This is a genomic window from Paraburkholderia bryophila (assembly GCF_003269035.1).
GTDB classification, from domain to species: domain Bacteria; phylum Pseudomonadota; class Gammaproteobacteria; order Burkholderiales; family Burkholderiaceae; genus Paraburkholderia; species Paraburkholderia bryophila.
On sequence record NZ_QLTK01000010.1, the window covers coordinates 45,208 to 68,118 of the forward strand.

Annotated in this window: 9 protein-coding genes and 3 pseudogenes; all 12 read right to left on the reverse strand. The window is 56.7% G+C overall.

Annotated features, from left to right (window positions below):
• Nucleotides 1–32: 32 nt before the first annotated feature.
• Nucleotides 33–3,626 (reverse strand): hypothetical protein, encoded by a 3,594-nt coding sequence (locus BX591_RS16930; protein ID WP_111932539.1) that lies wholly within the window; start codon nt 3,624–3,626, stop codon nt 33–35.
• Complete coding sequence (locus BX591_RS16935) at nt 3,623–4,543, reverse strand: hypothetical protein (protein WP_111932540.1); 921 nt, start codon at nt 4,541–4,543, stop codon at nt 3,623–3,625. Before BX591_RS16935 ends, BX591_RS16930 begins: the two co-directional genes overlap by 4 nt.
• A 1,412-nt stretch (nt 4,544–5,955) precedes the next feature.
• Nucleotides 5,956–11,202, reverse strand: coding sequence for a P-loop NTPase family protein (locus tag BX591_RS16945; RefSeq protein WP_208459612.1), 5,247 nt, complete (start codon nt 11,200–11,202; stop codon nt 5,956–5,958).
• Between the two features lie 145 nt (nt 11,203–11,347).
• Nucleotides 11,348–12,973 carry a hypothetical protein gene (locus tag BX591_RS16950; RefSeq protein ID WP_146749779.1) on the reverse strand — a complete coding sequence of 542 codons (1,626 nt, stop codon included), beginning with the start codon at nt 12,971–12,973 and terminating at the stop codon, nt 11,348–11,350.
• Nucleotides 12,974–13,614: 641 nt separating this feature from the next.
• Nucleotides 13,615–14,832, reverse strand: a complete 1,218-nt coding sequence (locus BX591_RS16955; RefSeq protein ID WP_111932542.1) for an HNH endonuclease — start codon at nt 14,830–14,832, stop codon at nt 13,615–13,617.
• A gap of 491 nt (nt 14,833–15,323) precedes the next feature.
• Nucleotides 15,324–16,330: pseudogene (locus BX591_RS16960) on the reverse strand (histone deacetylase family protein).
• Nucleotides 16,323–17,084 (reverse strand): annotated as a pseudogene (locus tag BX591_RS16965) (patatin-like phospholipase family protein); the annotation flags it as partial. The pseudogenes BX591_RS16960 and BX591_RS16965, both read right to left, overlap by 8 nt.
• Before the next feature lie 694 nt (nt 17,085–17,778).
• Nucleotides 17,779–18,111: a DUF3331 domain-containing protein gene (locus tag BX591_RS16975; RefSeq protein WP_111932545.1), complete on the reverse strand. Its 333-nt coding sequence runs from the start codon at nt 18,109–18,111 to the stop codon at nt 17,779–17,781.
• Between the two features lie 169 nt (nt 18,112–18,280).
• A pseudogene (locus BX591_RS16980) lies at nt 18,281–19,189 on the reverse strand (efflux transporter outer membrane subunit); the annotation flags it as partial.
• 265 nt (nt 19,190–19,454) lie between these two features.
• Nucleotides 19,455–20,174 carry an HNH endonuclease gene (locus BX591_RS16985; protein WP_111932546.1) on the reverse strand — a complete coding sequence of 240 codons (720 nt, stop codon included), beginning with the start codon at nt 20,172–20,174 and terminating at the stop codon, nt 19,455–19,457.
• Nucleotides 20,175–20,574: 400 nt separating this feature from the next.
• A complete protein-coding gene (locus BX591_RS16990; protein WP_111932547.1) occupies nt 20,575–21,210 on the reverse strand; it encodes a GTP pyrophosphokinase in 636 nt (211 codons plus the stop codon).
• Entirely contained in the window at nt 21,207–22,226 is a 1,020-nt protein-coding gene (locus BX591_RS16995) for a hypothetical protein (RefSeq protein WP_111932548.1), read from the reverse strand. Before BX591_RS16995 ends, BX591_RS16990 begins: the two co-directional genes overlap by 4 nt.
• Nucleotides 22,227–22,911 lie beyond the last annotated feature (685 nt).

A 22,911-nucleotide genomic window follows, 5' to 3' on the forward strand; every position in this document is an offset into this window, starting at 1 on the left:
GCTATCGGTAATTAACCTGCAGTGCATGGCCGCTAGATGTTATCGGGCGTCTCGCCCTCAGCAAGGTGCGAGGCGTTGCCGCTGGTCGTCTTCCGTTTACGCCTTGCGGCTTCAACCATCGCGTCCTTTTGAGTGCGCTGGCCAAGGTTAAGCGCCAGGAATACTACCGTTACGGTTCGCCTGTCGAGTACGTAATGGGCTGCAAAGCCATCGGGCCTTGAATCGAACGAAGGCATCTCATCGATATGCTTAAATTTTGCGCCATCGAAGACCTCATTTTCCGCAATCTCCTTGAGTACCTCAATCGTGTCGGCGACAACGGAGTCGAAACAGTACGTGAGATGAAAAAAGATCCGACACAAACCATACCCGAAGAGCTTGTTGAGATGACTGACCAGTTCTCGACGGTTAATCGCGTGCTTCGCGTTGCCGTTGCATATGACCGCCTCGATCACCGAAAGCTCGAAGTTCCCATGCTTGATGACGAGATCTCTTTCGCCGGGATTGCCTGCCACAGTTTGGCTACCCAATGACTGGTCCGGCACTGACCAACCGAACTTCTGCAATCTGCCGGTCAGCAACTCCCGCATGACAGTGCTCAGCCCATTCTCGTCAAGATTCGCACGCGACAGCGCAGGCAGCATCAGGGACATCAGACCGGCCGACGCACCCGAAACAGACGTGACCATGAGAGAGTGAAACTTGTCGGGACTATTGTCCCATGTAAAAGGTGCCTCGCCCGCACCCGCTGCCGACCATTCGCTCTCGGCGCTTCCGTCGCTTAGGGCAACACCCGTCGCTGTTTTCGGCATCGGGCCGACCGAAGCACCGATGAAATGCCTGACCTCATCGAGCAAGGGTGTTGTTCCGAAAGCAGTCGCCGCGTTCGTCAGAAGCTCCAATGCTTCATCATGTCGCCCTACTCGGGCCAGGGCAACCGCGTCGTACGCCGCTATTTGCGCCGTCGCTCGTTCTGCGTACTCCGCGCGCAACAGAACATGAGCATCTTCGGGGCGCCCGACGGCAAGCAGGAGCAACGCCTTGTTGCTGCCGAGTGAATGGGCATCCGCGCCGGTCACGGACCGGCCCGACAGCTGCTCATATTCCGATAGCAGTTCGATTCCCTCCCGCAACTTCGCGCCCGTGAGAATAGCAAACGCATCGCCACCCATAACACGGCTTAGCTTGGCCGCAAACAGATTGGTGGCGTAGCTCTGCACTTGCGGGTTCTGTCGATGCAATGCTTCCAGCGTTGTCACTGCCCGGTCCAGATTCCCGCCCGGACGCTTGACCTGTGACAGAGCCTGATAAAAGGAAATAAGGTCCATAAGCGACTGCCGGTCCATCTGTTCAACTTTCTCAGGGAGCACAGCGGTGTCTATTGTCTTCCAGTCTTCCTGCATAAAGGCTAGATGGAGAGCAAATCGCAGACGCATCGTTTCGCGCCCGCGGCCCGGTCCCAGCGTCGTCGCAGACGTCTCTATCGTCATGAACTGGGCCGCCGCACCGGCAAATCCCCCGTTCAGCAGATCTTCGATTCGCTTCTGCAAATCAACAATAGACCAAAGTTCCGCTGCCTCTTCAGGGACCAACGCATCGATCCGGCGTTCAAACCGTCTTCGGAGCAGCGGCGGTGACCAAGACGACAACTGCGCGAGAAACCCTGGCTCGTCTGTTTCAAGGATCTGGACAAGCACTTTCTCCAACGAAGAATCCTCGAGCTTGCTAATGGCCGCGCCCAAATCAGCGGCGATGCTCCCTTCTCGCTGCGACCACGAACCAGGGGCCTCATAGCTCGGCGCGAACGCGGGTACCTTCCCTTTCTCACGGTGTGCGAGCGCGCCGATGCGAATGGCGTTCGCCAGAGCATCGACGATTTCCTTAGAAACAGACTCGCCAATACTGGCCACTGCTCTGCTCAAAATGCGGATATGCGCTCTAACAGAGTTAGACAGCTCCCTGATGAGCATAAACAGGGCGGTAGTTTCCTCTTCGGTTTCACGAAGCCGCTGTCGGATGTCGAACGGATTAAGAAACACCCCGTAGTTACCGGTCCTGCTCGCCAGCCGACAAAGTGTCACTGCTGCCGACGGTGAAATCCGGGAAACGCTCAGGGCCGGGGATCGGCCCTGAATCGACAGAACGTAGGCTAAGGTCAAGACCTCCGGATTGACCCTCTCGATCTTGAACACATCTACGAAGTCGAGTGCTGCGACAAATTGTGCGCTTTCGACGGGCTGCCCGACAGCTGCTTCGATCAGTGCGTCGGCCATTGATACCATCAGTGCCGGATCCACATGCTTCAGTCGTGCCCGGAAAATTTGCAACAGCTCCTCGGCCACTGACACAACACCAGAATCGCCTCCGTCCCGCCTTCCGTGCAGCCACCAATATACGGCCGCCACTTCTTCGGGTGGCACTCTGCCTTGCTCGAGCCAATGAACCATCACGTCAACGGCATCAGTGAACGCCTCGCATGTCGAACGCGCTGCCTCAGTTTGAAATAGATCCCGCTCCCAGGGCTCCGGGATATGCCGCCATGCTGCGATGATCTTGCATGCAAGTGGCGACGACTGCGGGTGCATCAAGAGGTCAGCAAGCAGCCGGGGACAATCATGGCATTCACCCGTTATGGCTCCGAGGATTTCCGGGTGCGACATCCCGAAATCAACCAGCGTCGCGAACGTCGGATGAGGCGCGGCTGCGCCCTCCTGTTGCTCGACCATCCGACACAGGATCCGCATGAGTCCCAAAGAGAAATGCGCGGCCTCACCAATCGCAAGTGATAAGCGCTCGACACGATTGTTGTCCAGCCATGCTACACGGCCTACCAGGGTCTTCGGAACAGCGTCGACGTATTCGGAGAAATCCGCCGGATCCCGGTTCGAAACGTGAGCAACAAGTTGCAGCAGTAGTTTCCGATACTCATCCCAGCCGCGGTGATGTGACTCGTCGACGGAGACCGCAAGCGCTGCAGCCTGGAAAGCCTCCGAGTCCGCCGAGCTCCAGGCATCGCGCGATACGTCGGGATACCCCAAGTCCATCCATCGCTGGACCCACCAAAGCAGCCGCATCGACTGATCATCGGGGCCAGCGTCTTTCCTGTCCCACAATCGGGCGCTCACCCACTCGGGCGATAGGCAAGCAATATGCGCGGGTCGCGTCGCCCCGGACAGCACCTGCTTCACGATTTGCTCGACGCGATCATCATCGTTAGAGCGAGCATCCCAGCGCCAATCGGTGCAATATCGGGCGTCCAGCCAGTTACGAAACGGGGATGACGAAGGAAACGCCTGCTCCGCCGCTCTCGCCACGTCGTACGAAACCGTCAGCCGATGCCACCCCTCGCAAATCCATCCCTCGTCAATAAGCTTTTCAAGACACGATCGCGCCGACTCAGGATCGGCGCAGTTTGCCTCAAAAAGCTCGAGCGCCCTATCCGGCGCCTCGGCCTTTGTCCAAGAAAGCTCCTGAAACAAGCGCAGCACCACTTCCTCGTCGTAAAGCTCAATGTCCGGCGCCAAGTGCCGGCCCTGCCGCTCCTTGGGCAACAGGTGTGAGAAACGTCGCCGCAGAACGCTACGGGTGTGGTTTGGTACCGAAGCAAGGCTCTTGAATCTGGTCATTCGTTTGCGGTTGAGGTGACGTTTTCCCGCATCGACGCTACCAACTGCTTCAGTAGCTGCAAGTCGGCTGCCGATGCGTCGGCGCGTGGGGTAAGCCCCCAGTGAGCGTTGTGAACCAGAAGGTTGCTCGCTTCTGACTTAGCCATAAATGTAAGGCGAAAAATCGTGCCGATGATTTTGCGGTGTTTGGATGCATATATCCATTGCCACAGCATGGCGTGCTGCGCGATGAACTCGTCAAGCATGCGCTCTGCCGACGCGACGAGTTCATCGTCCCCCTGGCTGATGTACAGCTTATCGCCACGATTGAAAATTTTTGTAACGTCGACTGCGAGAATTCCGCGGTGCCCAGAGCCAACTTCCGCCCCAAAGCGCTTCCCGAGCTGATTGCACGCATCGCGGACGTTTGCCTCGAGCTTACTCACACTGGTGACGCGCTTGCATTCGACCCATATTTTCTTACGATCGATTCGGATGCCTGTGTCGCTATCGGCACTCAGGATAGCCTCAACGCCACTGGCGGGGCGGTGAACTCGTGCCGCTACACACGCCTCGAAGAGGAAATTTCTTGCCGCGGCGGAATTGCCGGCCTCATCAGCCGCGTTCTTAGGCCCATTTACAGCCTTCTCGAGCTTCCTGACAATCGCGGTCAGCTGCTCCTGCGGTAAACTTCCAAATGCCCTATGCACGGCAACGAATTCGAAGATCTCGAACATCGAACTTACGAAGTCCGGAAATACCTCACGCCCCTCCTCATCCGATGCTGTTCGATACGCATCCTTCCAATACCGAAGCACCTTTTCGTAATACCCGATGCGCCCTGACTGCGCGATGGCAATTCCCAAGCTGCTCATCCAGTTGATGGCGGCTTCGTAGTCGCGATGTACGCTGTCGTACGTATCTTTGAGAATCGGCATGATGAAAGAAAAGTCTAAGGGACGACAGCGTTAGTAGAAGACCGTTGTTCGGCATGCTGGGCTGTCTACTTAGATTCGACCCGCAGTTTCAACAGGCCACGACTTTGGCCCGAGTGTTATCCGCAAACGCCTACCCTGATGTAAATCAACGGTCATGTTTCGGAGGAGTGCGATGCCAAGCTCGTCGAAAAACGGAGGGATTTCGCTGTCAAGTAGCTGGCGACAAAGTATTTTCACGATGTGTCTGGCAGACTCGCCCGGCTCGCTCGACTGGCCTCGCCTTCGTTCGACCGGAAAGGCATTCGTTGGCACCACGCACCTTCCTGCCGTCTCCCCCCGCCCCGCTTGGCGGTGACACCGCAGCAGACCCAACCGCGTCCGTGCGAGTCGCGAGCTCGGAGTTGCAGCATCTCTTACCTTGGCGCTTGACTCGGCTGCCGACGCACTCGCGCCACCTGACGCAAATCGGGTGGCATTGACGACCTGCGGGATATTGACCGAACCACAGGAGCACCGGTGGCACATATGACATCCCGGGACCGAACTTCCACGAAACAACGCACCAGAATCCCGGACTCCTGACGCCTGTTACAGCCCCCGACACCCGCACGCTCGGGCGTTCGCCTACATACATACCGGCACTCGCCCCTGGTAAGCAAGCCGCGCAGCGGATCACCGCGAACACTCAAACTTGACGAGTCCAACGGTTATTCCAATGACATCCCTATCCCTAATTAGCTCAGGAAGGAATAACCAGAGCAAACAATAGAAAAACCATCCCTCAGGAAGGATATCCTCCCTTTGGGATTTCTAGCAAAGATATCCAGATGTAAGCAAGAAAGGAATAGCCAAAGGCCCCTAGGCTTAATGCCAAGGCCCTTCCGCCATAACGGCTCCGCCAGACTGTCTCGGGTCCCGCGCCTCTAGCTTCGCCAGCGCGTCCGTTATCTCAGGACCCATCCCCGTGGTACGGATTTCCCTAGCGCGCCACCGGTCACACTCGTCCACGCTAGTGGTCACTCACCGAAGCCCTTCAGTCGGAAGGGGCGGCCCTAAACGTCGGTCGGCTCGTGCTCGGCGACGTCGTGACATGTAATGTATATCACCAGATGTGCCCTTACCGCTATGCCGGTAGCATACAAACTTCTGTTTCGAATCCATTCTTTCAAAAGCTCTGTTAAAAAGCAGGTGCATTTCGAAAACAAAAAATTTTTGACTAATGCCACACAACATGGTCTGCAGGCGTATTGAGCTGTAGGCGCCAGAAACAGCTGGCCCTATGCCGGACGCCACGGGATACCCTGGGATGGTGAGATAGTCTTGAGACCCTTGGCGAGGCGGCGAAGTTAGCACCTCGAGACGAAGGGCTGGATGTCGATCCGCCACGGACCGTTCATCTTGATCACCGATTTTCAGCGCAACAGCTTGATTCGCTCCTGAAGAGCCAATGCGGTCGGAGTGTTTTTCGCTACCAGCGCCGCAGCAATTTCCACAAGTGCCTGTCGAGCCTCGTGGTCCTTGACCAAGGCCTGCGCGTTCTGATTCAGTAATGTATTGAGAAGCTCGATGATGGCCTCGCCCGCATTGTCTCGATGCCAGCGGCCGGACGGATTTTGGGCCTTGAGCAGCGCAGCAATCCACCTTAATCCATCGAGTCGAAGCGGTGCACCAAAATCCGCCGCGAGAAAGTAGCAAAAGCGTGTGACGCAATCTTCGTCGCACCCCATGTGAAGCTGCGCCCAACGCTCGTAGGCGTCGCGCATCCGCAAGAGCACGCCGGCCCCCAGTCGCTGAAGCGTGTCCGCGTGACCGAATCCGAGCAAATCGCAAATGAGTCGCTCGCCATAGAACCAGAAGCGCCCCTTGCCCCAATTCGCCGCGAGTCCATACTCGACCATCGCTCGCCAAACGCCCTCGAATGCCTCTGGATCGTCTCCTTTCGATAAACGAAGGAAGAAGCCATCGATGAAATGATGAAGTGCATAGTGCGCTTCGGGTCCGCACGCCAGCACGGATTCCCAGAGTGTCTGGGCTCCAGGTTCGTACGTCGCGATCGAGAGTTCGCCGAGCTTCAGGAGCACGTCGTAGCCGAAGTGGCTCGGAAGGTCGTACTCGCCATCATCGTCCCTAGCTCGCTGCTTCTCGTGCTCCGCTTCATAGGCCCAAAGGCGCGCAACGAGCCTGGCGTCTACATCCCTATCGCCTGTACCAGCCCCGCTGACGAGCCAGTGAAATAGAACTCCGAGAAAATGCCAGTCCAGCCCCATTCTAGGTTGACGTTCAGGTTTCCCCTGCCACCGATTTTCGCCTGACGTATAAGCACGCATCCGTCGGTTGAAGTCCAGTCGCTCGCAGCCGTCGACAACGCGCGTGAATCGGAGGCCGTCGGCGCTGGCATCCTTTCCTCGCAGCGGCATGCGTCTCAGTCGTGCAAGCCACACTCCCCACACCTGGTGAGCGTTATCATCGTCTCCATGGTGGGGCGACAGCATGACCAACCCAGACCAAAGCACGCCTGCTTGCAGAAGCCTCCACCACGTAGGGCCAAGCCGATCGCGGTATGTGTACGCGATGTCGACAATCGTGGCCGCAGCTCCGGAATTGCCGCTCGTGAGAATCCGAAGCACCGCCCCTTCCCATTCCGCCGACCGGTCGTCGTTCTTCATCCAGAGATGCATGGCGGCGTAGGCCGCGAACTTCAGTTCGTCGAGGTGATATCCCATCCGGCTATTACGGATAGCTTCTGCCGTGGACGCTATCGCAGCAACGGTTGCCTGAACGATTAAGCCGGCATGCTCGTTAGCCTCCGGCGACTTCGCCAGCCAACTGTCACCTGAGACGATGAGGGCCGTAGCGAGCGCAAGTTCACATTTGGCTCTGGCGGTTACGTCGCCCGTAACATCACTCTGGCACTCCCGCAGAAGCGTGTACAAGCCCGCGGCTTCGTCATCGCCGACCGCTCCCTGCGCGCGCAGGAGCTTCTCGCATTGTTTCAGCAGCAGCAGGTATTGCAGTGGCTTTGCATTTTCGTCCTGCCATGACTCGACTTCGAGGCGGAGATCGTCGGGACATGAAAAAACCAGAACCTCAGTGCCCGTCTCGGGATCAAGCGTTGACCGGTAGTTTTCACGATCGAGCATCGCGAAGATCAGTCTGAATTCCAGAGACTCCTTGGGACCATCAGGAATCGACCAGGTCGGAATCAGCGCCTGAAGTCGCGCCGCCACTGCAGCTTCGGTTTTCAGGAGGCCAACGACGACGTCCATTAGCGTCTTCTGTCGGTGAGGTGCCAGCGCCCAGCTACGCGCGAACTCGAACAGGACGTCAACGGTCTGGGGGCCGTTCCACGCCATGAATTTTGACTCAACGTGTTCGACGCGGGCACTGTCCCAATAAAATGCACACGGGTCTGTCAGCAGCGGCAAAAGAACCCCAGTGAGCAATGATGGACAGTGTTTTCCAACATTGACAAGCAGGCCGATAAGCGCTGCTGATGTGCCGTCCGAAAGTATCCACTCGATATACGGCGTCACATCCGCGCCGGCGTCGAGTTGAAGCGCAAGCCAGCGCTCGAGCGCATCCAGCGCGCAGAACAGATTGCCGTTGCGGAGCGAATGGGTCTGGGTCCAGTCGAAGACGCTCCATCCACCATCGAAGGTCTTCTCCTTACCGTCCGCTACCTGTAGCGTCAGGCCTGGTGGAGATCCCTCACGCCCCCTCATCACTTCGGCGACCCATCGTTCGGTGCAGAAATTGACCAGTGCGACTAGTGCCTTGAGTGCTACATCAGGTGCACTCTGCAGAAACGAAAAGAACGGGCTCTTCCAGAACGCTGTCGGGTAGCCATCCCGCGCGTAGTCGAGGCCCAACTCGATTTCGTGCCGGCTCGAACCGTACTCTCGCTCGGGCTGGTCTTCGATAATGAGAGCGAGTAACACCTCGGCCGCGATGTCCGGACGCGCACGCATCAGCGGTTGCATGGCATTGCCCTTGAGGCACGCCTCCCGGAAGTCCCTGTCTATCCGCCGTCGTGCGCCCAGGGGCCAGGGAGGTAGCTTCTCGCGGCTTGGGCCAAAGACAGGCGACATTCGGCGCTTCGCCTCATGCTTTTCCCGGTACGCCGCATCAGTCCGAATCCGTTCCGCGCGCTGCTTGGCTTGTTGACGAACAACGTCAGCAATCCGCGCGCTGACCTCGTTGGAGATTTCTCGCCGGCCCGCGAGCTCGAGAGCCCAGGCGCCTACGTCCTCTGGCATGTCCGCAGCCCCGGCGAGCGCGGCCGTAATGAGAAGTGGCTCTCGGTCGACATAGATAACACCATGCCCCTTCTCGACCTGAACCGTCCGCGCCATGGCCAAAGCCATTTCAGTAAGCTCGCGCCGAAACGGCATCAGCGTTCCGTTTGACAGCTGACGCGGAGTTTCAGTTAGCCAGGTCTGAATAATCCTGACGATCACGGACGATACGGCTCCCCTCAGTTTTTCCCGTTGCGCTATGAGGAATCGAAGCACTGGCGGCCAGCGGCCGATGATAATCGAGCGAAGCTGCGCCTCCATATACAGGCCAAGCGACGAGTTGTTGCCTGGCACGCCTCCCGTCGGCACGGTTCCGATGTGGTGGAACCGGATGAGCAGTCTGGTGAGGTGCTCGGCGTTGTTCGAAAGCAGCAAATCTACGCGCTCTGACAGAAACATCTCGGCTTCAGGGTCGAGACAAAGAGCGTCAAGAAGAATGTCTCCCGCGGGACGAAGCTCAGTCGCCTGAGCAGAAGCGAATGCGGCGTCCCAAGCCGTTCCAGTCTCCGCAGGCTGCCGCAGCAGAAACTGGCCCAGCATCCGAAGCGAGTTGGTCCAGAGAGGGTTCACCGCGAGCGCCGCCCACTCAGCCACATCAGTCGATATCTGCTTGAGGAACTGGAAGCGAGCCCAATCGGCGGCGAGGTCGTGCTCGAACTCAATACGGTTAGTTCGGCGGTTCAGGTGAAGCGGCAGTTCAGCAGGGCTCTGCGTGAACGTCGCAGCGTCGGCCTGCTCGAGGTCGCTAAGCGGGAAGCTCCTCTCGAAGGACGCTTCACGCTTCGCGAGGCGCATGACGAGTGCCTGAACGTCTGGGCGGTTTCCGGTCCAGTAATCCCACAGACGATCAGAAATGGCGGTATGTGACGCAAGGCCACTTGCACTTGAACCAAGCGCAGAGCCGGCCTGGACCACCCAGCCCAAGGTCCTGAGGTTGGTGAGCGCTGAAACGGTATCGTCGTGGGCGGTCAACCAGCTAAGGGAGGGCGACGCCCACAGTGCTAGCATTACATCCAGGTTCGTGATGAGCTCAAGTTCGACCAGCGCGGCGCGGCGACCGCCGAGCATGTCCCCGGCACCTTCGACCCAGTTCTGGGTCTGAGTGATGACGACAATACGCCATGCGCCGCCAGCCTGTTCCGCCGGCGCGAGAATAGCCTGGAAGAACCGCCGGATGATGCCGAGCTCTGCGGGGTCGATACGTTCGGCCGAGTCGATGACCAGGACGTTTTTCGGATTGACCGTTGCGTTAAGAACCAGCGCCAGTTCATGCCTGAGCGGAAGCATGCCGCGCCGCGTAGCGCTGAGCGCCGTCTCAAGATCGTCTGGACCGAACCAGAGTTGCGTCCATGCCCCAAACTGCACGTCGAGCACGTTCTTGACGAGCGCTGACTTACCAGAGCCCGACTCACCGAATACCACTGTGACAGCATTCCCGGAAATCTCACTTCCAAGTTTCGACTTCTCTGCAGTTCGCTGAACGCTATAGCCCGAAGGTAGCTCTGTCTCTATCCGCGCCTTGTAATCAGAAGTGATATTCGAGAGGGTTTCCCAATCGCGCTTGTAATCAGGATGGTGGTGAAGGTCGAACTCCATGCGGAGCATCGACCAGAGGTCCTGAAGGCTAATGGTTCCACGGCGGAGGCGCATCTCTGTTGCAACGTTGACGAGCCACTGCCAGAGTTTTTCTGCTTCCGTCGCGTCTGCACTTGCCAGGAGCTGCCGGCATTGCGCGATTGCCTGATTCCTGGTCTCCGAGTGCGGGAGTTGCAAGTCGACAGGCAGCACATGAAGGCGCCTGATGAGTTCAATCGTCTCTTCGTCAGATGCCTCCGGGCCATTCTTGTCTGGTTTGCGAACGCTGTTGAATACTTTGGCCTGCCCGGGATTGCTCCGGATCCGCCCCATCGCGAGCCCGATGTCGGAGCCGGTACATGCATTCTTCACTTCCCGCCAGTTCGGGTCGAAGACGCGATGCACACCCTGTGTTATGAGTGCCATGCCGTCTGCCGATCGGCTCATCGGACTTTGCGGTGCGCGCCACTGCTCCCACGCACGCTTCACGAAGTCTGCGGGCAGCCCCGATGCGTTGACCTGCAGGTTGCCCTTCGCAGAGATGGCAAGCTGCCCGCGCGCTCCTGTGTTATGCAGGATCGTCAACAAAAGGTCGTCGATTTGCCACCCTAATGCTGAGACCTGCGCTTGAAGCTGTATGCCTGCCCCGCCGATTGCAGGCGCCTGCTCGCCCATCAGCATTTTCACCAGAAGCCAGGCGCTAATGAGGTCTTCAAATTCGAATCCGGCGCCACTCGTTGACCGCAGGGTCGCGGGCGCGTGCTTCCTTTTAGCTGGCGTCTTCGGCATCGCTTATGTCGGTCCAACAATAGACAAGGAACAAAGACTAGCAGCAATCAGTTCCGCTTACGTGGAAGCAAGGGGGTAGACGCGCCGTAAGCCGTTCGGCTGATAGCGCGTCATCCTGACTAAACACTGCTTTTTCAACATCCCGCTAACGCGGCTCACCGCGTGGAAACATAACATCGATTAGCTCCGAAGCGTCCATTTTCCGGTTAATTTTAGGACTTGCCCAACGTCTGAATCGTGAAGGAACAGCTTCAGGCGTAGGAATAATATCTCGATAGAAATTTTTCATCCGTGAATCACATATATTCGCAAGCTGGCCATTACCGATTGCTTCGCAAAGCTCCTTGAATTCCGAGAAAAAAATATTGACCTGCGCTGCAAGCCAATCTCGTTGATGCTTGATCTTCGTGTAAACCCAGTAACCACTAAACTCGGCATCGTTGAATGGCAGATTTTTGCCACCCTGCAAGATTACATGATTATCAGCAACGACACGAATTTGAGCGATTTGAATAATCCTATAGTAATCGTGGAGAACAAGGCGCAACGCGTCGCTATCCATTTTCGTCGGATCTTTCATAATAATTTCCACAAGCTCGTCGGAAAACCACGCAAATGAGGTAAGATCTTCGACGTCTGCATGACGAATCTGCTCGATGAGGAATTCGGTGTAGTGTTTTATGTAAATTTCTAACGCAGCGTGAGCCAAGCGGTCGCGTTCTTCGGGACGAAAATGAATAATATAGTTAAGCGCTGCCTGATTCCCTGAAAATCTAATAAAATGATTTGGCTTGACACGAACATCCGGATCCGTCACTCCAATAATCGTAATGTCTTGTGCTGCATATGGATTGAGATCAACGTCTGAATACATGGCGACCCGGCTAGGCGATACCGCGAGCGCCTTCAGATATGAGCAGCATAATTCGGGATCGTCGCTCGATATTACCCATTGTAAAATAGCTACGTGAAACCGTTTCGCTTCCCAAGTATCTAATCCACCGACGCGCAAGAACTTTGATTTCAGAAAGAGGAATGCATACTCGCGAGCCATGCCGGTGCCGTGTATTTTATCGTAGTGCGCTACCGCCTTGAATCCGTCTATCTGATTCTGCCTGAACGCGGTTAACATCCGAAAGTCATGATCTGCTACTAACTCTGGATAAGCAGGTCCATAGCAATCCAGAAGAAGTGGAAAAGAATCCTTTATTATAACGACATCATGCAAATAACGCCGAAGCGCTTCAATATCGAATGTACTTGCTTTCGTAGCCCAATTCTCCAGCTCACCGTTCCACGCAGAGCGTAATTCCAAGTCGCGCGACTCACTTGAGAACTGTGGTCGCTGGAGAAACAGAGAGGGCGTGGCCGAGCGTAACATTGCAAGTGTCACGACTGATTCTCCGAGAAGCGAGGTCTTCGTAATATCGTAAGAATCTTGCTTGTCGCCAAAGAAAACTGTCGATTCGGCTATCGGGAATCCGATTGCATCTGCATGAGAATAAGGCTTTCCATTATTGCCCGTCGACGGCTGCCCCCAAGTCGGAAACGCCGAGTTGATCTTCCTACCAGTGACCTGGACTCTAACCTTCATTGCTGTAAAGGGATCATCAAGCAGGGCATAGCCAATCTTTAGTCCGTCGTCAGACTCCTTCTCTACAAGATGGAAAAGAGCTTCATCGATAATCGACACTATTTTGCTGGCTGATACTCCCTTTGGAAAGAGCGTCTTCCACAGATACCCCGATTTGTAGTGGACGTCGGCGGACATGGTAAGTTTCGCAGCATTCGACTGGAAAAGTTCCCGCGGAATTTTTAGCAAAATCACCCCATTTTGCAACTCTCGCGCAAAATACCAGAGCGTATCCCTGTCACCTCGGAATATAGTTCCGTGGACAACCTCCTTCCGGAGATCTTTGAACGACTGCCACCCTTCCGACGTGTGCAGCCCACCTTTGAGAACCTTCCGTACTTCAGTCGGATGCCCTTCCCGTCGGATAACCTGATCGGCGCGATCTCCATTCAGAATATGTTCGAGTCCAGCCGCGTCTAACGTGTACTCATCGTTAGGACCTAGTCTGTAGTTTCCTTTCGAATCCGGGAGAATAAGCCTCATCTTGTATACCGGAGCCTGCGGCGGCTGGGGCTTTCTTGGTGAAGACGGTCGCAGGGACGCTTTGACTTCTACGTGCCTAATTGTTTTTCGGCGAGAGATTTTGGCCATCGATCGTACGTGTTGGTAAACATAGAGCTCCACAGGTGCCTTTGCAAGGTGGCACCCAAGCCTTGGGCATGACGCCGTTTGACTACCAGCGCGAGCGGTGGGAACACTTATACCTAATCCGTGCGTTTGTATGTAGGCAATGCTTGCGCCCAACACACTCGTTGCCGGTCTCGAGCACTCACTACGTGTCAGACTACATCGAGCGGGCCATTCTTCGCCGGCGCCAGCATCGTTTCGCCCAAGACTATCTCTTCGAAAGGAACATTGAAGACGTGGTGAGCGAGTCGGGTATGGACCTCCGCCAGAAACGATTCCAGCGTTGCAGGATCGGTGATCTGGTCATTCGGGCCAATACTATGCTTCTGAGACACGGCATCGACAATCCGCCCGATCTCCCGCTCCATTCCATCTTTTTGGGCCCTGGCCAGGGCGGCGGCCAGGCGTGCACGCGAATGTGTGACATCGAAGTCTGGGGTCTCCAGCCACGATTGTGGGATATCAACCTCATCCGCAATGCTATCCGACCAGGTGGCGGGATTCAGCGGGTCAGAGACCAAAGCGATTCTTATGTTTGGCGAACCGCCCGATTCGGCCAAGACGAAACGCCAAGAGATTATGTTGTAAAGGGTGAAGTGACCAATGACCCGCCCATTTTCATCGCTGCCAACATAGATAAGGTTGAAGAATTCTCCGTAGCGCGTTTTGAGAGTATCAGCGTGAATCAGCGGCCTTGAATCAAGGAGTACCAGAGCGGAATCCGAGGCTGATTGTCCTGCCTCGTCGTCGGCAATTTTCGCGACATGTTCGCGCGCGACCATGTACGGTGATGATCTCAGCTCGTCATTGTTCACACGCGTGGCCCACAATACGAGACAGGCCTTGAGAAAGGAAGCACACTCGTATGCCCCGCCGAGAGGCATGGCAAAGTGCACGGTGCCCGGTCTACGCGAAGTGACCGTCGCCGAGGCTGCCGCGAGTTTCGTGCGCACATTATCTTCTGTGGTGTGCATCTGGGCAGCGATATGCGGAATGCAAGATTCAAGCTCCTCTCGCGATTGCGCGGTGATCTTGAGATTGAATTGCCCATTGCCGAGCGGGGTGACGACGAAAGGTTTTCCGACTAACGTCGGTGACCCATCACTGTTGATCCTTATGGTTTCGACACCCGCCTGGATGTGCCCCAAACCCGGGGCGGACTTACCGGTGCCCGACTCCAGTTGCAGCTGGTTCCGGAGGATGGCGATCTGGTCGCCCACTGCCGAGTCGATCGTGCCACCAAATTTCTGGTTGCATGCAGAACAGATAACACGCCTCGTCGTTTTCCTGCCGCCAAGCGCATTTAGCAGAATATGCTCGGGCTTGGTCTGCACGTTCAGCTCGTTGGGACAAAATATACAAGTGGACATGAGAAGGAAATTTGATAAAGGCGTGTTGTAGTCGACAATTGTATCCGCCGACTCCTTTCTACTGAAGTCGAACCAGACCGGTACCGTGGTAAACGCCGTTCAAGAATCTGAGCGACACAGTCCGCACCAAATGTCATGGACATCGTGTTGCGGCGGTTGGCCGGGCGTCATCTCGGGTAAGAAGCTCGCCGCGCGATGACGAAGCCCTGCTGACGTGCTATCACCGTCGACTCCAGCGAGGCCCTCGCCTGCCCTGCCGCGCCTAGCCGTTCTTGCATCAGCTGGCCCATTCACGCAGTAGTAGCACGTCCAGCGTCCACCAGAAACTGATCTGGTGCCTGAAAACCGTCTCTATAAAGGAACCACCCTTTCACATTGCGACTTCCTGGAGATCCCATGCACAAACCTGCTCCTGCCGCGTCTACCCGCTGTCCGCACGTCGACATCAAGCTACTTCGCGAACTGGACACGACGCTGGTGAACGAGGTCCACTAACGGGTAGTCAGGAAGCCACTGAAGAACGATTGCGCATTTGCGTCTAGCGTCGCAAGATCATAACCACCCTCCTGAACGATGACTGACGGCAATCCAATGTTGCCTAGCGCCTCGCCAAGCTTGCCGAATCCTTCCGTTGTCACGGCGACCATTGACTGAGGGTCATTTTCGTAGATGTCGAATCCTAGCGCGATGACTAGCGCGTCCGCCTGAAACTGGCTCACGACGCTCAGCGCTTTGTCGAGCTGATCGAAGAAAACTGATTCGGGTGAGTGATGGGGCATCGGAAAATTCGCGTTGTAGCCATGCCCTTCATTTGCTCCGCGTTCATCGTCAAATCCGGCCACGACCGGGTAGAAGTTCGTCGGATCGCCGTGGATGGACACGTACAGCACATCGCTGCGGTTGTAAAAGATTTCCTGCACTCCCTGGCCGTGGTGCATGTCGGTGTCGAGGATCGCCACCCGTGCATATTGCTTGCGCAATATCTCCGCTGCGACCGCTGCATTATTGATGTAGCAAAATCCACCCGCCGCTTCGGCGCGTGCGTGGTGACCAGGAGGACGTGAGAGCGCATACGTTTCGTGCGCACCTTCGAGAACGGCCTGCGCCGCGGCTGCAGCACATTGCGCAGACCAGTAGGCCGACTCATATGTGTGTGGGCCGACAGGACAACTTCCGTCTGCAAGATAGCGACCGGCTTTCCCGAGTATTCCGCGCAACGGATTGCCTTCGCGAATGAACACGTTGGACATGACCTCATCCCCCAGTCCGCGCCGGCGTCTTTCCAATCTCGGTGCGCCGATTCGAGGAATGCCAGGTAAGCTTCGCCATGAGCGGCGGTCAAAACCGATGTTCCGAAATCGGCCGGCTCACGGACCTCGAACTGCATCGCGCGGACGGCTTGTAGCAAACGAACGGCACGCTCCGGAATCTCTTGTGGCTCACGCATTTGGCCACGCGAGAAGTAGGCTCGCGGATGCCCGTTTGATGGCAGGCTCATGCATGCGGCCTGCCCCAATTACCAGCAAGCGCTGTGCGCCAAGGTGCACGGCCGGTGCAAGCGGCGCGCTCTGGCGCATCGAGCCGTCCCCGTACCAGCCTCCGTAGTCGTCATGCTTGATGTGGCAGGCGGGAAAAATAAAGGGGATGGCCGAAGAGGCCAGCAAGTGGTCGTGGTTCAACTGCGAGGGAACACCATGTCGCTGGGTGCGCATCCAAGGCGTGATCGCCTCGCGGGCGTGGTAGAAGGTCACGTGCTCGCCGGTACTATAACTGGAGGCCGTGAGCGCCAGCGCATGTAGATGGCCGGCCGCCAGCATATCGGGCAGACGCTCCATGGGGACGAGACGCCGCACCAACTCGGCAAGCGGTGCATTGTTGAGCAAGGACCGGGGCTTGACGCGCTGCCAGTGCGCCAGTACCCAACCCAGCGACAGCACGGTGAGCCACTGGGCTCCGCTACACATCAATCCGAGCGAGTCTGTCCGGTACACCTGCTCAGCATGAACATTGCTCCACACCTGGCACAGCAAGCCGACCGCATCACTGAAAGCGTCAGCACGACAAGCCAGTGCTGCACTGTTGATGGCACCCGCCGAGGTGCCAATGAAGATATCAAACGGATTGGCGCGCGCTCCGGCTGAACCTGGTGCATCGCGCCGCAGGCAGTCCAACGCCTTTAGAACGCCAACCTGGTAGGCAGCGCGGGCGCCGCCGCCACTAAGCACCAAGGCGGTTAGGGGAGTGTTCATCATGTTGAAGATATCCCAAGGTTATAAACGACATCTCCGATAGGGTCCCGATGTGCGTACATTCGAATTCATTGGCGGTTGCACACTGGTGCGTAGTTCGGCCGCCCTGTCCTGCTCGATGCCCGTGCGTCCTCTGTAGTCAAAGTAGTTCCGACCGCTTGATGTGACGGACACCACCTTGAACAATCCAAGGCCGTTGACGATGCAGCCGTTAAACGACTCCTGCGAAGTACCGGAGATTCCGATTCCCTGATGGCGTACCCGGGCAAGAAGGCCGTGGTTGGATTGCAGAAAATTTCTGCGATGGGATCGGCGACGGTTGCCTGCCCTGCTCGCGACCGCGTGTAGTCGCGCTACCCACTGACCTCACCTGATTCGGCATTGAGGCGCCTGTCGAGTTTCTCCAGAAGCTCTGATTGCATTTCGTGCATCCACCGCTAATCGTCCGCGATGATGTCAGACCGCAGCGCCGTCACAAGGCAATGCATCAGTAGAACATCCGCGAAAAATCCGATTCCGGCCCACGCAATCGCCATGGCGACCTCCCGGGGCGACAAGCCCCCTTTTACCCTCTTGCTTGCCGAGCAGGCCCACCGCAGGACGGCACCATGCGGGGAGCGCACGCCGGGACGGAACCGCCGCCTCACAGCGTAGTCGGCGAAGGCTGGCGGTTGGACGTCCCGATGGAACCGTTTTTTCATGTCACGAGATATGGATGCTCCGTCAATTGCCCGTCGCCCGCCTCGATACTTTCGGGCACGGCACTCGCAAGAATCATTTCATCGGCGTTCGGCGAAGCCTGACTCCGCTTGGGTTTGAACACCGGGTCGCCCTTGCGGATCTCTGCCCCGCTGAACGCGCATCGCCCCGATGTGGGAGCTGCGACCATGCGCCATTCTTGCTCGCCGCAGTGGCCACGACACGCGTCGCTCCAGTCGACCACTAGGCGGTCGGTCTTCGGCCGTTCGAGCAGCGAAATGCGACACTCCTTCACAAAACACTGCGTGCTCTCTGTGTTCCCTTCACACATCACTGATCCCCGTCGGGTCGGGTTATGTCGCGATAAGTTCGGCAAGGCGATAAAAATTCCTAGATGATAAGGATTCCTTATGCAATCAGTGCCTTTTTCATATCACGCGTCACTTCGGGAAAATGTCCACCGGGATTTGACTCCTGCACCCTTATCCCGACACCGCCGGGCGCGGCGGATCTCCCGCACGTTCTATCCAGCCGCCACCCAGCTCTCGATACAAGTCCACGAGGTTTGTCGCCCGATTCAACCGCGCCGAAATCAGCAATTGCTGCGCGGTGTACAAATCGTCCTGCGCAGTCAGCACCGGAAGATAGCTGTCCACGCCATTGCGATAGCGCAGATCCGACAGTTCCAGCCGGCGCGCCTGCGACTTGGTGAACGATTCGAGCGCTGCAATCTGCTGATCGTACGTCCCGCGCGCAGCCAGACCATCCGCCACTTCGCGGAACGCGGTCTGAATCGTCTTCTCGTAGTTCGCGATTTCGATGCGCTTCTGGATCTGAGCCAGATCCAGGTTGGCCAGATTCGTCCCGCCGTCGAAGATGGGAATCGAGATCTGCGGTGCGAACGACCAAGCTGCCGAACCCGGCTTGAACAAAGAGCCGAGCGTCGGCGACAAGGTCCCCAAGCTACCCGTCAGCGAAATCTTCGGGAAAAACGCCGCACGCGCCGCACCGATGTTCGCGTTCGCCGCGAGCAACGAATGCTCCGCCGACGCAATATCCGGACGCCGCGCAAGCAGGTCCGAAGGCAGCCCGGCGGGGATATCGGTGAGCAGGTTCTGACTGTCGAGAGGCAAACCGGCCGGCAGATCGGCAGGCAACGGTTCGCCGACCAAGAGCACGAGCGCATTCTCGGCCTGCGCCCGTAGACGCATTTGCGACTGCAGATTGGCAGTGGCCTGTTGCTGAACGCCCTGAGCCTGACGAACATCGAGTTCGGTACCCACGCCGTTATCGAATTCCAGCTTCGTGATCCGGTACGACTCATCCGCCGTCTTCAGCGTATTGCGCGTAACGGTAAGCAAATCGTCATCCGAGAGCATGGTCAGGTACTGGTCGGCGACGAGCGGCTCACTCGATATCTTAGAGGGCCCGACGGAGCCTAAAGGCGAAGACCTACCTGTTGCCGAGGAACTGAGATTCTGAAACCCCATGTTGCAATTTGTGTCCGCCGTAGCAGTGACTTGTTCCTGCGGCGATACGGGTTCTCAAGATGTTTGTCGGTTTAACCTCATTGCGCGGACGGGCGTGGCATTGAGTTCTCGTTGCCAAAAGCACTTCAAACTGACAATCCGCTCGGCAGCTCGAACCGAGTCAACAGGCCGCAGCCCGTCTGCGTTAAGTCGCAGCGGCACTCGGCCAGTTATCGCGATGTTGTGATGCAACGAAAATCGACCGCGCGCTTTCACCTCGTTGAGCGGTGTCACCTAGGGTAGCTCCGCCGAAATACGACATTTGCCAAAGCGAAACAAGTGGTGACTTTCTTGAACGCGCGCCGCGGTATTGGAATACTCCACTTCCCAATACCGCATCGATATGGTCAACAAAATCCGGGTGATTCCAGGCATTCTCCCAGTATTCCTCCCCTCTCGCCGAAAACATGTTCGCCCGCATATCTGCCACAGGGGCGAGCTGCAGGCCCCAGTGATACCAAGCTAGACCTCGGGCGATGAATGTGCTCAATTTCGCGAGTTTGTCGCCGTCGAACGGCAGCGTCATGCCTTCTTGCCACCCTGTTTCGAGATTCCAGAAAAAGCGCGGACGGGAGCCATTAGCCAGTGCCGCCCGCAGCGCGTCGTTCTTCGACAGCCGAGGTTTCACTTGATTGAGAATCATGTCACCCACGCCCTTCTGCAAGCCACCCATCGGCATCACCGATAGTATGTAGAGCTCCAGTTGCGATTTAGCGTTATTGCATGCCTCACACGCCGGAACCTTCGGTTGATTTCCGCGATCGGCCACTCCGAAAAACTGTCGCGCGATCACATGGTCGGCTGTACTCGACGTTTTTTCGAGACCGCAATATACACAGGTCTTGCCGCGATATTTCTTGCTCATGTGTATCGACTCGCATCTCGTGTAATGGTCGGCGCTCCACCGCGGCATCGTGATGGCGCCGCAGTCGCGCCCGGCTACGCGTCAGGCGCCCTGCATTTTCCGAAGAACCGCAGCTTGAGCTATCAGTATGCCCCTCAGCAGCCCACCGCAATCGTCAGTGTCCGCCTCCCCGCGACTGAAAATAAGCATGCCGTTCCTGGCCTCCACGACGATGGTCGAGGCGTTTTCCTGTGGCAATGGGGGCGCCGGAGATGTTTCGGTCCTAACGACGCCATGTGCATCCGCCCTTCTGGTTTGCTCACGATGCCCTCGGGGCAGGCGCCGCACTGATCAGAATATGGCATTGCAGTCGCGAGCTCCCGGTCTTGAGCGGTGACGACGCAAGCCAGAATACGCTTCTTTAAGCTTGCGTGGCATCTCTTTGCGGCAACAGTTCTTGCGAAAGCGTGTTAAACATTTGGTCTGCACCCCATGCCTGAGCAGCGGTGAACGCCAATTGCCTTTTCTGCAAGCTAGTCAACGCTGCAACTGGCTTGTATGCGATGTCGTGTCCTGCTTCACTCCACGCGTGTTGGAACAGCGTCTTTATCTGAAGCTCAAAAAACTTCGGCATTAGTTTCGCCTCTGCTTCTTCGTTCGGATACACGTCATCCGGCACAGCCAGAATATAGTGCTTACCTACGTAACCGAACTCGCTCTCGGAGTCTGGCAAAACGTCTCGGGCCTCGATCGGAAAAAAATATTTATCGATGACAGACGACACTGCGGCGACATCGTCAAGATAGAAAGTAATTACGCGGGCGCCAATCTGATCCTGAATTTGCTGAAACGGCCGCTGATATTTCCTGACCTCACCGGACAGTTTCGTAGCTTTAGCAAAGAACCGGTCCGGACTCTTTGCTCGAGCCGAAACTCTATCGATCCGAGGCAGATCTCTGATTGCGTCGGTCAAAAAATCGCCAAGGCGCCCCGCCAGGGGTGCAAGGACGCGCTCGTATCGCATACGGTACTCGGCGAGTAACTCATCGTCCGTCACTTAGACCTCCTCAGCCGTTCATCGATAATCTTGCCGGAAGTCGAGTAGGTAACGACCGATGGATCATCGTCCGAGACAGCTTCCTCGAAACAATCTTCGAATTTGGAAACTTGCGCGGACAGCATCGCACCATTGTCCAACTCGACCGACTTATACGCAATGTGGCGGCCGAACTCACCGTGGTCAAATCTGAACTTGCTCTGCAATGTCCGAGCAGGATTCACCGCCGACGTTACAGCCCTCTTCGAAGCCTCCGACAAATTCAAGACATCGCAAAATTCCGCGATCGTCATGACGCGCCGACCGTTGATATTCCTTGCAAGTTGCGCCGCCATGGATATTTCATGGCGCACTTCAGCACTGTTAGTACTCGAAAGCGCTTGACGCAAAGCCATAGCAAGGCGCTTTGTTCCTTGCGCCGAGGTCGACCTAAAATCCGACTTCAGAAAGTCTACGATCCAATAGTCTGCGACCGCCTTCGCACCACTATTGATCTGCCGATCTACCGCATGTCCGCTCCACAAATCGTCGCCGTCGTCCCCACCTTTATACATCACGGCTTTATAGGCATGCGAACTCTTTAGGAACACCTGCTCCACGAACGACACGGTCAAGGCTCCCTGCGCTTTTTCCGCCACGACGCCCTCATCTGCCGGGAATCTGGCAATGACGACTTTGTGGTCGTCAGGTTTGCCCAAGCAGACAAACAACAGTGCCATCCCGGATTGACCGCCGGTCGCGCGCTGAAGGCGATTGGCTAAACTTGAAGCGGCATCCATCCGCCGGGTAGTCAGTATGCGCATGATTTCTGAGCGCGCACCGTTTTGTTGCTCCCCGTCCTCCGGCACAAACATGATTGGTATGTTGCACTCTCCCTCGGCTTGACTGTAGATGCCGTCAAGCATGCGACAGAGCTTCCCGTCATTTATCGGAATCTCCGTGCCGGTGACATCAGCTACGTCAGGCCGATTTTTACCAGGATAAGTCAAAAAACTGAATACCCTCGCGATCTCCATGCCGCCCCCGTTACTTTCTTATGAAGAACGTAATCGTCTACCCTGGGCGAATTTTTGGCAATAAGTACCGAACTCTACGCATCGAGTAAATTTTGGTCACCTCCATGCGAAGTTACGCGCGGAAGGCGCAGCGGGCGGGTTAGCGCCTCGAATACGGATACGTGGTCAATGCACCGTTACGGCACAAATTGCCGCGATCTCTGCGGCTATGCCGTTTGTATAGCACTTTGCGGCGCTGATATCCGAACGCTCGAACCCCTCTTCGCCTGTTTCGCCGCGACGAAGTTACCGTCAATCAGTCTGACGGCAAATTTGGGTTGTACCCCTGCAACAACAGCTGGCATTGCTCGCGGAAAATCGTCCGGGATTTTTGTGATGGGTCGTCCCTGAATCCGACCTGGTTATTGTCCCCGGTCTGCGAATCCAGATAACCTCAAATCAACACTTCTACGTCCGAGAGAACGGGCGAAAGCGACAACTGAACGTCCCCGAGATTCGTGGCTCTTCCTGTGCTCGAATCTACAAGGCACATTAAGTACCTGACTTTCAGACTGAACCCTCGGGGCGACTATGTGGTAGGGCGCCACATCAACTAGTTCCGGCGCGCGACTTGTCGGTCACCTCCCTCCGACGTAATCGGCGCTCGGCACCATGAACGTCGGTTCTATCGGTATATGCGGCAGCG

Coding starts and splice junctions, on each gene's coding strand:
- BX591_RS16975 (WP_111932545.1), bottom strand. CDS start 18,111: ATGTGTGAAGGGAACACAGAGAGCACGCAGTGTTTTGTGAAGGAGTGT.
- BX591_RS16985 (WP_111932546.1), bottom strand. CDS start 20,174: ATGAGCAAGAAATATCGCGGCAAGACCTGTGTATATTGCGGTCTCGAA.
- BX591_RS16995 (WP_111932548.1), bottom strand. CDS start 22,226: ATGGAGATCGCGAGGGTATTCAGTTTTTTGACTTATCCTGGTAAAAAT.
- BX591_RS16930 (WP_111932539.1), bottom strand. CDS start 3,626: ATGACCAGATTCAAGAGCCTTGCTTCGGTACCAAACCACACCCGTAGC.
- BX591_RS16935 (WP_111932540.1), bottom strand. CDS start 4,543: ATGCCGATTCTCAAAGATACGTACGACAGCGTACATCGCGACTACGAA.
- BX591_RS16950 (WP_146749779.1), bottom strand. CDS start 12,973: ATGTCCGCCGACGTCCACTACAAATCGGGGTATCTGTGGAAGACGCTC.
- BX591_RS16955 (WP_111932542.1), bottom strand. CDS start 14,832: ATGTCCACTTGTATATTTTGTCCCAACGAGCTGAACGTGCAGACCAAG.
- BX591_RS16945 (WP_208459612.1), bottom strand. CDS start 11,202: ATGCCGAAGACGCCAGCTAAAAGGAAGCACGCGCCCGCGACCCTGCGG.